The following is a 408-nucleotide window of genomic DNA, read 5'->3' on the forward strand; positions in this document are numbered from 1 at the left end:
ACACCCAATCGCAAGACAAACAGAAAACAGATATGGAAGATAGATCCGGCACACTCGCCTAATTACATATTCTCCGTAACGAAAAGAACTGCTTTCATAAAACGGAAGAGCTAATACAAAACCGCTTAAAACAAAAAATAAAACAACCGACTCGTTGCCGCTGCTAAAAAATAACCGTAGCGGACTTTCTTTTAACACGTACATCAGGAAAGAAGAATGAATTTGATAGCTGTATTCACTGAAACTTGGGAAAATCATGAGGTAATGATTAATAACAACAAATAAAGCGGCCAATCCCCTTACAGAGTCAAGTTCTACGTAACGCTGTTTCATACAATCCCCTGTCTAAAATGTAGTAGCACAACGCGATTATTCTTTTAGATCACGTAATTCTGCTCATTCATTCTC

At 37.7% G+C, this 408-nt stretch carries 1 protein-coding gene; it reads right to left on the minus strand.

From position 1 onward, the window contains the following. Positions 1 to 333 (minus strand): acyltransferase family protein (locus tag AC1DWA_RS33585; RefSeq protein WP_477917850.1); only part of this gene is annotated, 333 nt, incomplete at its 3' end. Between the last annotated feature and the right edge of the window lie 75 nt (positions 334 to 408).

Source organism: Rhodococcus sp. P4_F3_2 (genome assembly GCF_056401335.1).